The 13415-nt window shown below is 46.7% G+C and carries 9 protein-coding genes; 8 read left to right on the top strand and 1 reads right to left on the bottom strand.

The annotated features are described in order from the left end of the window. Positions 1-12 precede the first annotated feature (12 nt). The 8 genes from L0U89_RS04350 (at position 13) to L0U89_RS04315 (ending at position 12429) form a co-directional block, all read left to right on the top strand. Positions 13-2235: a sodium-translocating pyrophosphatase gene (locus L0U89_RS04350; protein ID WP_234860403.1), complete on the top strand. Its 2223-nt coding sequence runs from the start codon at positions 13-15 to the stop codon at positions 2233-2235. A 421-nt stretch (positions 2236-2656) separates the two neighbouring features. Then, complete coding sequence (locus L0U89_RS04345) at positions 2657-5761, top strand: SusC/RagA family TonB-linked outer membrane protein (protein ID WP_234860402.1); 3105 nt, start codon at positions 2657-2659, stop codon at positions 5759-5761. 12 nt (positions 5762-5773) lie between these two features. Next, positions 5774-7177 (top strand): SusD/RagB family nutrient-binding outer membrane lipoprotein, encoded by a 1404-nt coding sequence (locus L0U89_RS04340; protein ID WP_234860401.1) that lies wholly within the window; start codon positions 5774-5776, stop codon positions 7175-7177. Positions 7178-7461: 284 nt separating this feature from the next. Next, a complete protein-coding gene (locus tag L0U89_RS04335; RefSeq protein ID WP_234860400.1) occupies positions 7462-8034 on the top strand; it encodes a hypothetical protein in 573 nt (190 codons plus the stop codon). A gap of 82 nt (positions 8035-8116) precedes the next feature. Further along, the gene (locus tag L0U89_RS04330; protein ID WP_234860399.1) at positions 8117-10210 is read left to right on the top strand and encodes a S9 family peptidase; all 2094 of its coding nucleotides are present in this window, start codon (positions 8117-8119) and stop codon (positions 10208-10210) included. A 317-nt stretch (positions 10211-10527) separates the two neighbouring features. Further along, positions 10528-10773: a hypothetical protein gene (locus L0U89_RS04325; protein WP_008629526.1), complete on the top strand. Its 246-nt coding sequence runs from the start codon at positions 10528-10530 to the stop codon at positions 10771-10773. 36 nt (positions 10774-10809) lie between these two features. Continuing rightward, positions 10810-11607 (top strand): EcsC family protein, encoded by a 798-nt coding sequence (locus L0U89_RS04320; protein WP_234860398.1) that lies wholly within the window; start codon positions 10810-10812, stop codon positions 11605-11607. A 201-nt stretch (positions 11608-11808) separates the two neighbouring features. After that, positions 11809-12429 carry an Lcl C-terminal domain-containing protein gene (locus L0U89_RS04315; RefSeq protein ID WP_234860397.1) on the top strand — a complete coding sequence of 207 codons (621 nt, stop codon included), beginning with the start codon at positions 11809-11811 and terminating at the stop codon, positions 12427-12429. A gap of 198 nt (positions 12430-12627) precedes the next feature. On the opposite strand, the gene L0U89_RS04310 is transcribed toward L0U89_RS04315, so the two are convergent. After that, the gene (locus tag L0U89_RS04310; protein ID WP_234860396.1) at positions 12628-13395 is read right to left on the bottom strand and encodes a 3-keto-disaccharide hydrolase; all 768 of its coding nucleotides are present in this window, start codon (positions 13393-13395) and stop codon (positions 12628-12630) included. Between the last annotated feature and the right edge of the window lie 20 nt (positions 13396-13415).

Raw genomic sequence — 13415 nt, 5'->3', positions numbered from 1 at the left:
TCAAAATAGTTTATGGAACAATCATTTGTATATGTGGTCCCTTTGATGGGGATTATCGGTTTGATCGTGATGGCGGTCAAATCTGCCTGGGTAACCAAACAGGACGCCGGCGACAGCAACATGTCTGAACTGGCAGGTCATATTGCCAAAGGCGCCATGGCATTTTTAAGGGCAGAATGGAAGATTCTCGCCTATTTTGTGGTAATCGCCGCAATTTTGTTGGCCTGGTCGGGCACACTTGTGGAGCATTCCTCCCCTGTGATTGCAGTATCTTTTGTGATCGGTGCGGTTCTTTCCGCATTCGCAGGCTATTTGGGAATGAACATTGCCACCAAAGCCAACGTGCGTACCACCCAAGCCGCGAAAACATCCTTGAAAGATGCCTTGAACGTTTCCTTTACCGGGGGTTCGGTGATGGGTATTGGCGTTGCAGGTTTGGCTGTACTCGGGATGGGCTCGCTTTTCATCGTGTTTTATAATGTATTTGTAGTCTCCACTGGTGGTGATGTCAATGGTGCAGCCATGGCGACTGCCTTGGAAGTATTGGCGGGTTTCTCACTTGGTGCTGAGTCCATCGCTTTGTTTGCCCGTGTGGGTGGCGGTATCTATACCAAGGCTGCCGACGTAGGTGCTGACTTGGTGGGTAAAGTGGAAGCAGGTATTCCTGAAGACGACGTAAGAAACCCTGCGACAATCGCTGACAACGTGGGTGACAACGTAGGTGACGTGGCTGGTATGGGTGCTGACTTGTTCGGTTCTTATGTAGCGACGATTTTGGCTTCCATGGTTTTGGGCCGTGAGATCGTGTCCAACGATAATTTTGGTGGGATTGCTCCCGTATTGTTGCCTTTGGTGATTGCTGGAATGGGCTTGCTCTTCTCCATCATCTCTACATTCTTTGTGAAAATCAGCAAAGATACTGACAGTGTACAGGCTGCCCTCAACAAAGGAAACTGGATTTCCATCCTCTTGACAGTAGCTGCTTCTTACTTCTTAATAGACTACATGCTTCCTGAAGGCGAATTGGTGCTTTCAAGAGGTGGTTCTATTGCCTTTACCAAAATGGGTGTATTCGGTGCCGTGGTGATCGGTTTGATCGTGGGTGCTTTGATGAGTGCGGTGACTGAGTATTACACAGCCATGGGCAAACGTCCCGTAAATTCCATCATCAAGCAGTCTTCTACTGGCCATGCGACCAATATCATCGGTGGCTTGTCCATCGGTATGGAGTCCACCGTGATTCCAATTTTGGTCTTGGCGGCTGGTATTTATGGTTCTTTCTTGGCCGCGGGACTTTATGGTGTCGCTATTGCTGCGGCAGGTATGATGGCGACGACTGCGATGCAGTTGGCGATTGATGCTTTTGGACCTATTGCCGACAATGCCGGTGGTATCGCCGAAATGTCCGGATTGCCAAAAGAAGTCCGTGAAAGAACAGATATCCTCGATGCCGTGGGCAACACCACGGCTGCGACAGGAAAGGGCTTTGCGATTGCTTCTGCGGCTTTGACGGCTTTGGCTTTGTTTGCTGCTTATGTTGGCTTGGCGGGTATCAACTCGATCGATATCTACAAGGCGGATGTATTGGCTGGCTTGTTTGTCGGTGCGATGATTCCGTTTATCTTCTCTTCTTTGGCGATTGCGGCGGTAGGCCGTGCAGCCATGGACATGGTGAATGAAGTAAGAAGGCAGTTCCGCGAGATTCCGGGCATCATGGAGTACAAGGCCAAGCCTGAGTACGAGAAATGCGTGGAGATATCTACCAAAGCATCTATCCGCGAGATGGTCATGCCAGGTGCAATTGCTTTGTTGGCGCCAATGATCGTAGGCTTTGCCTTCGGTCCTGAGGTGTTGGGTGGTTTGTTGGCAGGTATTACCGTTTCGGGCGTGTTGATGGGTATTTTCCAGAACAATGCTGGTGGTGCTTGGGACAATGCGAAGAAATCCTTCGAAAAAGGTGTGGAGATCAATGGCAAGATGGAGTACAAAGGTTCTGATGCCCACAAGGCTTCCGTGACTGGCGATACCGTTGGTGATCCATTTAAGGATACTTCTGGTCCATCCATGAACATCCTGATCAAATTGACTTCGATTGTGGCTTTGATCATTGCACCACATATTTCAGATGGCGGGGCACATACCCATGCTTCCAAGGAGAATGTCGACATCAAGAAAGAAGTTACCTACGAAGACGGTAAGAAAGTTGAAAAAGTCACTGTGACTGTGAACAAATAATTGTTTGAAAAAACCAAAAAAAAAGCCACCTGAAGCGATTTGGGTGGCTTTTTTATTTTTGACATTGGGCCTTGCTTTTTGACCGATGTGTCCGATATCGAAAAAGAAGGTTTTATTTTATGATTTTCAATTTTTTAAAATTATCTCCTGAGAAATTAATTATTTTGAAAACTAATTTCAAAATATTCAATAAATCAGAATAAATGTATTGTTTTGGTATTTTTTACATAATAAAATTTCATTATGTTTTTATTTTTGTCTATATTCAATCGTAAACTCTAAATTTTACCATATGAAGAATACTCCTAACTAGATCAAATTATCACATGTGGATTTTCGAGCAGGACAAAAAAGCCAGTTCTGGTGGTCCGGTAAATCCGGGAATTAACTCGTGAATTTTCAATCCTTTAAAAAAATCGCTATGAAGAAAAGAATTACGTTTTTATTGATTTTCTGTTTGTTGACCATTTGGGCAATACCTACTTGGGCCCAGCGGTCGGTCGGTGGGAAAGTAACCGTGAAAGACGATGGTCAGCCGCTCCCGGGCGTAACTATTTTAGTACAAAACACCAATGTGGGAACGGTCTCGGACATTGATGGCAACTATACTATCAGTGTTCCGGAAGGCCGGAATGTCTTGGTTTTTTCCTTTATCGGTTTCAAGGAACAACAGGTCCAGATCGGCAACCAATCGACCGTCAATGTGGCCATGGAGTCTGACACAGAGCAGCTATCAGAGGTGGTGGTGACTGCCTTTGGCATAGAGCAAGACAAAAAGACGCTTGGATATGCTGTACAGCGTATCGACAACCAAGATATCGTAAGGACAAAGCAGCCCAATCTGGTGAATGCGCTGCAGGGACAAATCGCTGGTGTCCAAGTCACCAATTCGGGTGGTGCTCCTGGCCAAAGTGCCCGGATAATTATCAGGGGTGTCACCTCTCTCAATCCGGGTGCGGACAACCAACCGTTGTTTATTGTGGATGGGATCCAGATAGACAATTCGACCGCGGAATCCCCGGGAACGCCAAGGGGAATGTCCAACAGGGTTGCCGACCTCAATCCTGACGATATCGAATCCGTGTCTGTATTGAAAGGTGCCGCGGCTACCGCGCTGTATGGGGTTCGCGCTGCCAATGGTGCCGTGATCATCACCACGAAGAAGGGGAAAGCCGGCACAACGGCAGTCAATATATCCTCTTCAGTGGGCATAGAGGATTTGAATCGCTTGCCACGGCTGCAGAGTACCTATGGACAAGGATTCAGTGGCGTTTTTGATCCGACCAGTTTTTGGCCAGCTTGGGGAGCCCCGATATCAGAGGTTGCCAAAACCAATCCCGAACACAAATACCAGGACAACTGGAACCGCGCATTTGATACCGGCGTGCAGCTCAACAACAGCGTGAGTGTCTCGGGGGGTAATGAGAATGCGACGTTCTTTGGTTCATTCGGTAGATTTGACCACCAAGGAATCATGCCATTCAGTGAGTGGGCGAGGACTACTGCAAAAATCAATGGTCAAATCAAAGTATCTCCTAAGTTTGATTTCTCTAGTTCACTGAATTATATCAATTCGGGAGGCAATCGGGTCCCCCATGATCGTTTCATGGAGCGACTGGTGTATTGGGCGGAGACGCAGGATGTTAGGGATTATATCAATCCCAATGGAACCATGAAGACATATGGGTCCAACACGAATCCGATTTATGACGCCCGTTTCAGCACATTTGAGGACAATGTGAACAGAATTATTGGCAACGTCACATTCAATTACAGGCCCTTGGATTGGTTGAACTTTACCTACCGTCTGGGTACAGACAGCTATTCCGATAGTAGGACTGAGATCACGCCGGGTCCAATGGGAATAGATGGCGAAGTACCCTTGAGCGCTACTGGATTTATTCGTGAGATTCGGATCAATAGCAGCGACCTTACCTCCACCTTTATCGTCAGCATGCAGAAGCAATGGGATGAAAATTGGGGCACGACGCTTCGATTTGGGAATGATATTTTCCAGCGGAGATTTGATAGGTTGAGCTCACTTGGAAATGAGTTTGTTATTCCTGGATTCTATAACCTCAGCAACACGAGGCAGGTTTTCAGCGATCAAGGAAAGAGCATAAGGAGACTCGTAGGATTCTATGGTGATTTGACCGTGAATTATCGCGGAACCGTATTTCTCAATGTGACGGGGAGGAATGACATTTCTTCTACGCTGCCCAAGGAAAACAACTCCTTTTTCTATCCTTCCTTCAATCTAAGCTATTTGTTCTCGGAGACCTTTGACCTGCCTTCCTGGATTTCCTATGGAAAGGTAAGGGCTTCTTATGCGGAAGTTGGAAAAGATACTGATCCCCATTTGCTTGGGGCGACCTATGTGACGCCTTCGGTTTATCCGCTCAACAACCAGGTGGGATTCACACGATTCGGAACATTCGGGGATCCGAATCTCAAGCCGGAGCGTACGTCATCCTTCGAGTTTGGCGCGCAGGTTGGTCTATTCAACAATAAGTTGGATGTAGACATAGCCTATTACAAGAATAATACCCGGGATCAAATTATACCTGTTCCCGTGTCAAACGCAACTGGATTTTCGGCCTATGTCACAAACGCCGGAGAGATTCAAAACGAGGGGGTTGAATTGGTTTTGAGAACATCCCCCGTTACGAAATCAAAGTTTGCGTGGAACATCAACTTCAACCTTTCATATAACGATAACCGCGTTGTCGCGATCAGGGAGGGTATTGAAGAAATCATTGTTGGAAGTCAGTTTGGGTACGTAGGCAGTACGGTCACCATGAAACTTGTCGAAGGGAGACCCTATGGAGATATCTATGGTAGCTCCTACCAGCGGTATTATGCCGGCGGGAGGCCAGAAGGCACCACAATTTTGGATCGCAGCCTGCCTGTCGTCATTGGGGCGAATGGTTTTCCCGTGAGGGATGGTACCCAATTGGTTCTTGGGAATGCAATTCCAAAGTGGATCGGCGGTATACGGAATGATTTTAAATACGGTAATTGGGACCTTTCTTTCCTGATTGACTGGAGATTTGGTGTACAGCAATACAACCAGTTTGACAACTTTATGTCGGCATTTGGTCTTAACGAATACACCAATGATCGAAATGATACCCGTGTGTTTGACGGCGTCTTGTCCGATGGGAGTCGCAATTCCCAGGAGGTCTGGTTAGGTCAGGGAGTTGGTCCGGACGGGCGAAACTATGGCGCTGGATTCTACAGGAATACCTATCGAACGGTCAGTGAGAACTTTGTTCAGGATGCCAAATTTGTCAAGCTGCGGAACATCAGCTTGGGATACAATTTTGATCCAAATCTTTTGGATGGGACATTTATCAATTCACTCAGGCTCTCATTGGCTGCGAACAACATCATTCTGTACACCCCTTGGGATGGTTTCGATCCGGAATCCTTTAGCGCGGGCGCAGGTGGGAACGCCGTTGGTCTCACGGGACTTGGCTTCCCTGGTGTTCAAAGTTTCTTTTTTACAGTTAATCTTGGATTCTAAACACGCATGATCATGAAAAATTCTAAAAAACTAAATGTCTTAGTAGTGGCATTAATGATGATTTTCCTTGGTTCCTGCGAGACTTGGCTGGATGTCAACGAAAATCCGAATAATCCGACCGATGCTCCCATTACTGGGCTACTGACGAACACTATACTGGAGACGACCCTGAATGTACAGCGAGCCGGAAATATTACTTCACCCTACGTGCAGCACCTCGCCTCACCCAATCCAGCATCTTCCACCGATATCATGGAGCCCCTGGATTTCAGTGGTACATGGGGATCATTTTATTCCGTGATGTCAGATTTGACTGACTTGATGGACAAAGCAGAGCGACTTGACGCCAACCACTACCTTGCTGCAGGTCAGACACTTATGGCGCTCAATTTAGGTATGGTCGTGGATATGTGGGGGTCGGCACCGTATTCTGAAGGATTTAGGTTTACAACGGTCACTCCGAAGTACGACAGTGACCAAGAGCTATACACGGAAATTATTGCACTGTTGGACCAGGCGATCTCGAATTTCAACAAGACCTCAGCCGTGACAATACGTGCTGATGACTTTATATATGGGGGAAACATTCCAAAGTGGATAAGGTTCGCAAATTCGCTAAAAGCCCGATACCTGATTCATACGCCAGGGTATGATCGCGGTGTGCTGTTGGCTGCTGTCGCCGCAGGTTTTCAAAATAACGGGGATGACGCGAAGATGGATTTCTTTTCCCAACGATTCAATCCATGGGCACAGGTGGCGATCAATAACCAGAACCTACTTCTTGGTGGTTGGATATCCAGCCAGTTTATCGAGGCTTTGGATGGAACTTCCTACCCGATTTTTGACCCGAGGCTGCCTTTGATGGTTGGTACCACAGCCACAGGAGACTTTGTCGGCGTGCCCAATGGAGCGGGTCGGGGAAATGCTCCTGAGCGCGGCGCCAGATCCACCTTGATTCCAGAGCAATATTATACCCGTAGGCTGGGTCCTGTATTGATCATGACCTTTGCCGAGTTGAAGTTCATCGAGGCAGAAGCGAACCTTGGTGCCAATAAGGCAGGTGCATATCAAGCCTATTTGGATGGGATTAGGGCCCATATGCAAATGTTAGGCGTGACGCCTGGAGATGTCCAGAACTATTTGGACCATCCCTCGGTTGGCATGGGCGTTGATGCTTTTACAGTCAATGATATTTTCAAGGAAAAGTGGATCGCCACATTTCTTCACCCAGAGACTTGGAATGATGCCAGGAGGTTTGATTATGCCTACAAAGACATGACCATCCCCGACAACATAAATCCCGACCTTGGTGGCCAGTTTATCCGAAGACTACAATATCCTGATTCTGAAATCAGCAGAAATGGGAAAAATGTACCCTCCGTCGGCTTGTTGGATAGAATTTGGTGGGATAAATAGTGCTCACCTAATTGCCGGCCTGATGGAGGCGATTATTTTGGAATCTCGCCGAAGAAGTCTCGAGAAAAAAGTTACCTACGAAGACGGTAAGAAAGTAGAAAAAGTCACTGTGACTGTACATAAATAATAGGTTTAAAGAAACCTCTTAAAAGCCACCTGAAGTGATTTGGGTGGCTTTTTTTTTATGATTTCCATAAAATCATTTTTTCTCCAAGATTCTTGACTGGCTGGATGTATTTTCTACTTTTACAACTAATTCATACTCCAATTAAATTAATATTGTTATGGTTAGAAATCTGGTCAAACTTGTTCTGTGTCTTTGTGTTTTATTTGGATATCCTGTAACGGTATTCGCGCAGAATCTTGGCTCATCCAAGGGGGAATCAACCCTTGGTGTCGGAATTGGCTTGCCTTATGGTGGGCTTGGCATGAAGATGAGCGTCAATCCGGCCGACCAGTTTACGCTTTTTGCAGGTGGTGGCTACAATCTGGTAGGTTTCGGTACCAATTTTGGGGCGCAATATATTTTTCCCAGTAAAAAACGAACAGAATTTCTGGTAACTGGCATGTACGGCTACAATACGGTGGTAGTCTTCGAGGGATCAGACTACAGAAACTATTCATTCAATGGACCTTCAGCTGGATTGGGTTTTAGGGTAAATTCCGCCAGGAACGAAGGAGCTTTTTGGGATTTTGGATTGTTGGTGCCTTTCAGATCTCAAGCGTATAAAAATTATTCGCAGACACTAAAGAATAGTTCGGGAATTGAATATAATGACCCTTGGCCTGTCTTGTTTTTTTTCGGACGAAATTTCCCGCTTTCAGCTAGCTCACCCAAACAGAGATCTTTGCCTTAATGAGCATGGCAAACCGGGGCAATGGCTCCGGTTTTTTTTTGCCTTGGATTTCCATAAATTGTACTGAACAACCTAGAATGCCATGACCAGATTGCTGCTTGTTTGCTTCCTATCCCTCGTGATTTCCCGATCAGTCCATGCTCAGTCCTTTACCATGGAGCAGATTTCTTCCTATCCGTTTCCTACCGAGTTGATTGCCTCGCCGACAAATCAAGCTGTGGCCTGGGCAGCGAACGAAAAGGGGATAAGGAATATCTATCTGGCACAGGGACCTGATTTCTCAGCCAAAAGGCTCACTGCCTTTGGCAATGACGACGGTCAGGAGATCAGCAGCATGCAATTCAGCCCCGATGGAAAATGGCTTGTTTTCGTACGTGGAGGCGAACATGGCAGCAATTGGGATTACAACATCGGGATCAATCCTTCACAGGAATTGATGATGCCCAAGGTACAGATTTGGAAGATTTCCTTGCCGGCCGGAAAGCCGGAGCTCGTTGGGGAAGGCGATGAGCCTGTGATTTCACCGGATAATCAAACAATCACATTCATCAAGAATCGGCAAGTCTGGTCGGCGGCATTGGCAGGGGGGAGTCCGCAGCAGCTTTTTGAGGTAAAGGGAAGTGCACATTCGCTGCAATGGTCACCCGATGGGAAATCTTTGGCTTTTGTGGCGAACCGCACTACACATTCCCTCATTGGGGTATTCACCCAAGGTGGGAGTCAAATTAAATGGATCAGTCCTTCCTTTAGCCGGGATGTGAGTCCAAGGTGGTCACCTGAAGGCGATCGATTGGCATTTGTGAGGTTGCCGGGTGGAAAAGGGGAGGAACTTCCGCTGTTGGTACAAAGACACAGCCCTTGGGAAATCTGGGTGGCGGATGTGCCTTCCGGAGTCGGAAGAAAAAGATGGAAATCCCCGGAGACCCTGCGTGGTTCGGTGCCTACCACCCATGGGGGATTCAATCTCCACTGGGCCGCTGATAACAAGATCGTGTATTTGTCCTACGAGGATGGATGGCCCAATCTGTATGCCATGGATGCGGAGGTAGGCCCGTCGCGCCAACTGACCAAAGGGAATTTTATGGTGGAGCATATCCAATTGTCGCCCGATGGCAAATCTCTGGTTTTCTCAGCCAATACCGGAAATCTGGCCGAAGATATCGACCGCAGGCATATCGGGATGGTTTCGATATTGGATGGATCGATGAGTATGGTCACAGCGGGTGAGGGCATTGAAGCGATCCCTGTGGTGCTTTCCGATTTGGGTACCTTGGCCTATTTGTCGGCGGACCATCAGCGGCCCTTGATGCCTACACTGCTGGATTTGAAAACCAGGACTCCCAAATTGATTGGAAAGGAATTGTTGCCGGGTGATTTTCCAAGCGCATTCTTGGTAAAGCCAAAACAGGTGGTTTTCACCTCATCGGACGGCATGAAAATCCATGGACAGCTTTTCGAGAAGGAAGGAGGGCCTGCCAAAAAGCCTGCGGTACTTTTTGTCCATGGAGGGCCGCAGCGGCAGATGCTCTTGGGCTGGCATTATGGGGATTATTATTCCAATACCTATGCGATCAACCAATACCTTGCGGAGATGGGTTTTGTGGTTTTGGCTGTCAACTTTCGATTGGGAATTGGGTATGGATATGAGTTTCACAAAGCACCAAGGACTTATTGGCAAGGCGCCGAGGAGTACCTGGACGTAAAGGCGGCCGGGGAGTATTTGGCTGGCTTGGCGCAGGTGGATTCTGCCAGAATCGGAATTTATGGTGGGTCCTATGGTGGGTATTTGACAGCCCTGGCTTTGGGTAAGGATTCGGATTTGTTCAAAGTGGGCGTAGATATTCATGGAGTACACAACCTGAGCACGAGATTGGAAATGCCCGAAGGCTATGAGAAGGCGCCGGATTTTGAGAAAGCGGTGCGTACGGCTTGGTTTTCGTCCCCCTTGGCCTATCTGGATACATGGAAGTCCCCGGTATTATTTATCCATGGTGACGACGACCGCAATGTCCAAGTGTCACAGACGACCGATTTGGTGAGGAGATTTGAGGAAAAGAAGATGCCGTTCGAGTACTTGATGATTCCGGATGATAGCCACCATTGGATGAAGTTTACCAATCTGGTCTTGGTCAATCAGGCAACTGTGGATTTTTTGAAAAAGCATTTGAAGCCCTAGGATAGGTTATTCAAAGCACTATGTTTCAGTAGGTTGATTGATTTCAACCTAAAACAAAACCAGTGAAATGGGGTATGTTAATTTTTTGCCTAATTTTTCAAAAATATTCACTATAAGGCGTTGCAATTTAAAGTTAGTTCTATTAGATTTACTCTTAGTGCTTTTTTTTAATCCCGTTTGCTTTTATTCCTATGTTCCTTGTAAAGAAAAATTGTCATTATTGTGGCAAACTGATCCACGGAAGGGCGGACAAGAAGTTTTGCGACGACTACTGCCGCAACAGTTTTAACAACCAAAAGCGGAATTGTGATAGTCCAATGGTTAGGAATGTTATCAACTATCTCAAACTTAACCGCAATATCCTAGAGAGTATCGTGGCCGACGGCGTAGAGAAGGTGAAGGTTCCAAAGGATAAATTGGTCCGTTTGGGCTATTGCTTCACTTATCATACCCATACTTTTACGAATTGGAAGGGGAGTACCTATATTTATTGTTTTGAATATGGTTATGTGGAATTGGGAGATGGTTGGTTGTTGGTCGTAAGGGAAAGGGAGCGTTTTTGAATCTTTGTTGCGGTCTAGGTTAAAAATTCCCAAGCCTTGGATTACCTTAGCAGGGGATTTTTCGTTGTTAGTGGTATGGCAGAAACATTGACCGACAGTTTTGTACAGGATCCTTTTTACGAGGAAAAGGCAATGGCCGAGATGAGCGCATGGTTGGCCCAAAACAAGCAGAAACCGGCTTTTCTGAGTCGTTTGACCAAGATCACGCAATCCGGCATCAATGAATTGATACCCGAGAAAGTCCATCAGGTCGTGACTTATGCGATCGAAAAAATGGTCAAAGGAGTTTTGTTGGGAACCAAGTTTATAACGCCCGCTCCCTTGCAGGGCCTGAATCTGCAGCAAAGGGAGGCGAAGGTAGAGAAGATTATTCGGATTTATCAGAATACTGCCTCCGTAGAGGGTGCGGTTACTGGGGCAGGGGGAATCTTGCTGGGCTTGGCGGATTTTCCCGCTTTTCTTACCATCAAGATGAAAATGTTGTTTGAGATTGCGGCTGCCTACGGCTATGATGTGAGGAAATTTGAGGAGCGATTGTATATCCTCTATGTCTTTAAGATTACATTTTCGAGTCAGCATTCCAGGAACCGGACGATTGGCATTATCGAAAATTGGGATGAGTACGTGGCGGGTTTGCCGCCAGAAACATCCGATTTTGATTGGCGTGACTTTCAGTTGGAATACCGGGACTATTTGGATTTGGCAAAGTTGGTGCAGCTGATACCCATTATTGGAGCACCCGTAGGTGCGGTCGCCAATTACAAGCTTTCCGCGAAGCTCGGTCATATCGCCAAGCAGTGTTATCGGATGCGCCATTTCAAGTGGGATGTTTGATTGCCGGCTGCAATCAGAAGTAACTGTGGTAGGATTTTCTTCGCACGGACAACCGTCGAAATAATACAAAGGATTTGGCGAATTGGGTGGGTAAACTCCCTTTTTTCCCCTATTTCCGAAATATTTTCAATGAACTTGAAATAAATTATGTGAAAACAAATAACTTTGACGGTAATTGATCGCCCTAGAATTAGTTGAGTTATGAAGAATAGAAGAACCATCCATTTTTTGGCCTCCATGCTTATTGTTCAATTTGCAATGACAGCATGTGTTAAGGAAGAGCCAGCACAGCTTGAAATCGAAGTCGGTGAAGTGTATGAGGGTGGGATTGTCGCGCATGTGTTTCAGCCCGGCGAACCGTTTTACGTACTTGGCGAAACCCATGGAATAGTTGTAGCGCCGACCGATCAGGTGTTTGAAGCCCAATGGGGTTGTCAAGGGACTCGGGTTACGGGTACTTCGCCGGAACTTGGTCGAGGTAGGGATAATACGAAGCGGGTTGTTGAATGGCATGATGCATTGCCTAATTATTATACCAATCCAACCCAATGTCATCCCAACAATGATGGGACCGTCGCTGCAAAATTGGCAGTTGAATTCAGGGCGGCGACCGGGCAGCAAGATTGGTTTATGCCGAGTTTGAAAGAAATGAATTACCTATATGATAACCGAGACAAAATTGGTGGTTTCTCAGTAGAGGAATATTGGAGCTCTTGTGAAACAAATGCAAACGCAGCTTGCGTGATGTCTTTTATCACTGGAGAACAAACGTCAAGAAATAAGAGTGAATACCACAGGGTACGTCTGATTCGGTTTTTCTAACGGGAAGGTGCTTAATGGCATAAAAAAACCTGAGTTTTGAAGCTCAGGTTTTTTTGTGCCCTTAGGCGTGTAGCGTATTGATTTTAGCTGGGTGGACAGAATTAAAGTTAAATTTTTTGGAATTATTTGAAATGGATCCATGTCTCAAATTCATACTTTTTCCGAAAGGAAAAACTGGACCACCCTAGATATGTTGGCTTAAAAGTCAGTTCCTTTTCCGTCCAAATTGACTTCCTTGATCCAGATGTTGCGGTAGAGCACATTGTGTCCTTCTGCCTGTAGCTTGATGCCACCCGGTCTATCCGTGATGCCTTTGCCTTTGTCGTTTCCTCCGTCAATACCTGAGTTGGGCCCGCCCCAGACTTGCTGGATTTCTTTGTCTTCATGGATTTTTTGACCGTTGAAATAGATGGTGACACGAGCCTTTTCCGTTAGTTTTCCGTTCTCAAATCGAGCCGCTTTGAAATGGATGTCATAGGCATTCCATTTTCCGACGCCATTGTATGCTTTGACGGTAGGCAAGTGTTCATTGATGATGGCAGCCATCCCGTGAAGGCCATAGTCACCGTCGAGGATTTGGATCTCGTAGCGGTTTTGGAGGTATACGCCGGAGTTTCCGCCTTCATTTTGCACCAAAAACTCTACGTGTAGGCGAAAATCCCTGAACTCCTGAATTGTGACAATGTCCGCGGCCCCATAAAGCCCACCTGCTGCAGCTGGGTCGTTGCTGCTGACGGCTGTACCCTTGTCTACCGGGTCCGGTACGATTTCCCATTTGATGGGCATTTGGGCCTTGAAGCGCGGACCTTCCCAATACTTCCAATTCTTGTCCAATGATTTTCGGCTTCCGTCGAAGAGTTGGATGGCGCCTTTTTCCTTTTTTACACCTATACCAGTCTGGGCCTGCAGGCAAAATGGGCCGAGTAAAAAGAGGAGCAACAATAGGTAGCGGGATCGGGTCTGCATGGTTTTCGGGTTTTGTTTTT

The organism is Mariniradius sediminis (assembly GCF_021491425.1).
Taxonomy (GTDB): domain Bacteria; phylum Bacteroidota; class Bacteroidia; order Cytophagales; family Cyclobacteriaceae; genus Mariniradius; species Mariniradius saccharolyticus.
Note: the sequence above shows the minus strand (reverse complement) of the source record. Positions and strands in the feature narration are given on the sequence as shown.

Excerpts from the sequence above, each read along its gene's own strand:
- L0U89_RS04350 (WP_234860403.1), top strand. The coding sequence starts at position 13 with ATGGAACAATCATTTGTATATGTGGTCCCTTTGATGGGGATTATCGGT.
- L0U89_RS04345 (WP_234860402.1), top strand. The coding sequence starts at position 2,657 with ATGAAGAAAAGAATTACGTTTTTATTGATTTTCTGTTTGTTGACCATT.
- L0U89_RS04340 (WP_234860401.1), top strand. The coding sequence starts at position 5,774 with ATGAAAAATTCTAAAAAACTAAATGTCTTAGTAGTGGCATTAATGATG.
- L0U89_RS04335 (WP_234860400.1), top strand. The coding sequence starts at position 7,462 with ATGGTTAGAAATCTGGTCAAACTTGTTCTGTGTCTTTGTGTTTTATTT.
- L0U89_RS04330 (WP_234860399.1), top strand. The coding sequence starts at position 8,117 with ATGACCAGATTGCTGCTTGTTTGCTTCCTATCCCTCGTGATTTCCCGA.
- L0U89_RS04325 (WP_008629526.1), top strand. The coding sequence starts at position 10,528 with ATGGTTAGGAATGTTATCAACTATCTCAAACTTAACCGCAATATCCTA.
- L0U89_RS04315 (WP_234860397.1), top strand. The coding sequence starts at position 11,809 with ATGAAGAATAGAAGAACCATCCATTTTTTGGCCTCCATGCTTATTGTT.
- L0U89_RS04310 (WP_234860396.1), bottom strand. The coding sequence starts at position 13,395 with ATGCAGACCCGATCCCGCTACCTATTGTTGCTCCTCTTTTTACTCGGC.